Consider the following 3135-nt stretch of genomic DNA (forward strand, 5'->3'; position numbering starts at 1 on the left):
ATATTAAAGAGTGTTATAATATAAGTAAAGATGAAAATATGAAAGGGTAAAGTAATAAAAATATGAACTTAAAAAAGGGAATATACGAGCAACTAATAACAGACAAAATAAATGAAGAACTAAAAAATAGAAAAAATGAAATAAGTGTAAAAACTGAAGAACTAGAAAAAGAAGAAGCAAAAACGATACTATCAAAATATATCCAAGAAGTAACAAAGAAAAGTTTAAATTTAATCAAAAACAAAGACATAGATACTCAAATAAGTGTCTGTAATCAAATAATAAACTACTTATCAGAGGAAGTAGAAGATGAAGAAATAAAAGAAAATAATATATATAAAAATGGAGAAATACTATTAGAAATTGAAGAATCTAAAAACAAATCAAAAATAAAAAATAGCTCGATAAGACCTATTACACCAATATCTCAAAGCTTTTTATTTACAAACTCAAATAACGAACCTGACTTAGTAAGTGAATTGAAAAGAGAAATATTGACTAGTGATAGTATAGATATACTAGTATCTTTTATAAGATGGACTGGAATAAGGCTTATTAAAGAAGAGCTTATAGAACACACCAAAACTAAAAAATTAAGAATAATAACTACCTCATACATGGGAGCTAGTGAATTTAGAGCAATAAAATTTTTATCAGAACTTCCAAATACAGAAATTAAAATATCTTACGATACTCAAAGGACTAGGTTACATGCAAAAAGTTATATGTTTTATAGAAATACAGGATTTTCTACAGCTTATATAGGTTCTTCCAATATATCAAAAGATGCTATGACCACAGGTCTTGAATGGAATATGAAAGTAAGTGAAAAGGATTCAAAAAATATCCTAGATAAATTTAATGCTACCTTTGAAAGTTACTTCAATGATGAAGAATTTAAAAACTACAACCAAGAAGATGAGGAAAAATTAAAATACGAATTAAGAAAAGCAAGAGGGAGTAATATTAATAATGAAAATGAAGAGATAGTAAGTATAGATGTAAGGCCTTACCACTACCAACAAGAAATATTAGATTCACTTGAAGCTGAAAGAGAAGTATTAGGTCACAATAAAAACTTAATAGTTGCTGCTACAGGTGTAGGAAAGACTGTAATATCTGCATTTGATTATAAAAATTATGTTAAAAAGAATAAAGGACAAATAAATAGATTATTATTTATAGCACATAGAGAAGATATACTTGTTCAAAGTATGAGAACTTTTAGAACTATACTAAGAGATAGAAACTTTGGAGGGTTGTATACAGGGAATTATACTCCTGATAATATTGAACATGTATTTATGACTATACAAACTTTTAATTCTAAGAAAATTGGTGAAAATACAACAAAAGATTTTTATGATTTTATAATAGTAGATGAATTCCACCATGCAAGTGCTACAAGCTATCAAAGACTATTAGAACATTTTGAACCTAAAGTTCTTCTAGGACTTACGGCAACCCCTGAAAGAATGGATGGTAAGAATGTATTAGAATATTTTGATGGAAGAATAAGTAGTGAAATGAGATTAGGAGAAGCTATAGATAAAAAACTATTATCTCCATTTCAGTATTTTTGTGTAAGCGATGAGTTAGATTTAAGTAAACTCAAATGGATAAGAGGAAGGTATGATAGTTTAGAACTTACAAACTTATTAACGATAGATACAGTAAATGCAAAGAGAAGGGCGGACTTAGTTATAAGAAGTATTTATGACTATGTTACAGATTTAGAAGAAGTAGTAGGGTTAGGATTCTGTGTAAGTATAGAACATGCAAAGTTTATGGCAGATTATTTTAATAATAAAAATATACCATCAATAGCAATAAGCTCAGAACTTAATAAGGATGAACGAGAAGAAGCTAAATCAGGAATAGAAAAAGGAAAATATAAGTTTGCTTTTGTAGTAGATTTATACAATGAAGGAATAGATATACCTTCTATTAATACAATACTTTTCTTAAGGCCGACAGAGAGTACGACAGTTTTCTTACAACAGCTAGGAAGAGGACTTAGATTAAGTGATAATAAGGAATGTTTGACAGTGTTAGATTATGTGGGACAAGCCAATAAAAATTATAACTTCTACGAAAAATTTGCTACAATATCTAAGAAAAAAGGAAAGGTATTAAAAGAAGAAATAGAAAGTGGATTTGTAACATTACCTAAAGGTTGCCACTTGCATATGGAAAAACAAGCTAAAGAATACATATTGAGAAATATAAACTCTTTTATAAATAATAAAACAACAATAATTAATAAGATAAAAACTTTCAAAATAGAAAGTGACAAAGAAGTAAATATAAGTAATTTTATAGAATTTTATAATATAAGTCTTAAGGATATCTATAAAACTAAAAATACTTTTAGTAGGCTTTGTGTAGATGCTAATGTAAAAGAAAGTTTTGAAAACATAGATGAAAAAGTTTTAAGTACAGCAATAATTAGACTTATAAGTACAGATTCAGTTAGACTTTTAAGATTTTGGATTAACATTTTGAAATTATATAAGGATAATAAAAAATTAGAAGTATTAACAGAAGTAGAAGAAAGAATGCTACTAATGCTTCATTACACATTATACAACAAAGCTCCAAAAGATATGGGATTAAATAGTATTGATGAGTTTTTATCAAGGTTATACAAAAATAGACTTATATATGAAGAAATATTAGAAGTACTTGAATACAATCTAAGTCATGTAAAATTAAGTCACAAAAAAGATAACTTAGATTATGATAGTGCACTTGAAGTACATGCAATTTATAATAAAGAGCAAATACTATCTGCATTAGGTAAAAATACTATTGATAAACAATATCCATTAAGAGAAGGTGTATTGTACATTGAAGATAGAAAAACTGATATATTCTTAATAACTTTAAACAAAGTGGAGAAACACTTTTCACCATCAACAATGTATGAAGACTATGCCATAAATGATGAACTATTCAACTGGCAAAGTCAAAGTAGAACTACTATAGAGTCCAATACAGGACAAAGATATATAAACCATAGGGATACAGATAATAAGATATTATTGTTTGTAAGAGAAAATAATAAAGAAGATGGAATAACAAGCCCTTATGTATACTTAGGACAAGGAAAAATAGTAAATTATAGTGGAAGTA

General features: G+C 26.9%; 1 protein-coding gene. It reads left to right on the top strand.

Translation table 11 applies throughout. From position 1 onward, the window contains the following. Window positions 1–62: 62 nt before the first annotated feature. Window positions 63–3135: DUF3427 domain-containing protein (locus ACRC03_RS05720; RefSeq protein ID WP_438651595.1), on the top strand; the 3073-nt coding region annotated here is incomplete at its 3' end.

It is taken from the genome of Romboutsia sp., from assembly GCF_051659545.1.
In the GTDB taxonomy this organism is placed as follows: domain Bacteria; phylum Bacillota; class Clostridia; order Peptostreptococcales; family Peptostreptococcaceae; genus JBOFOR01.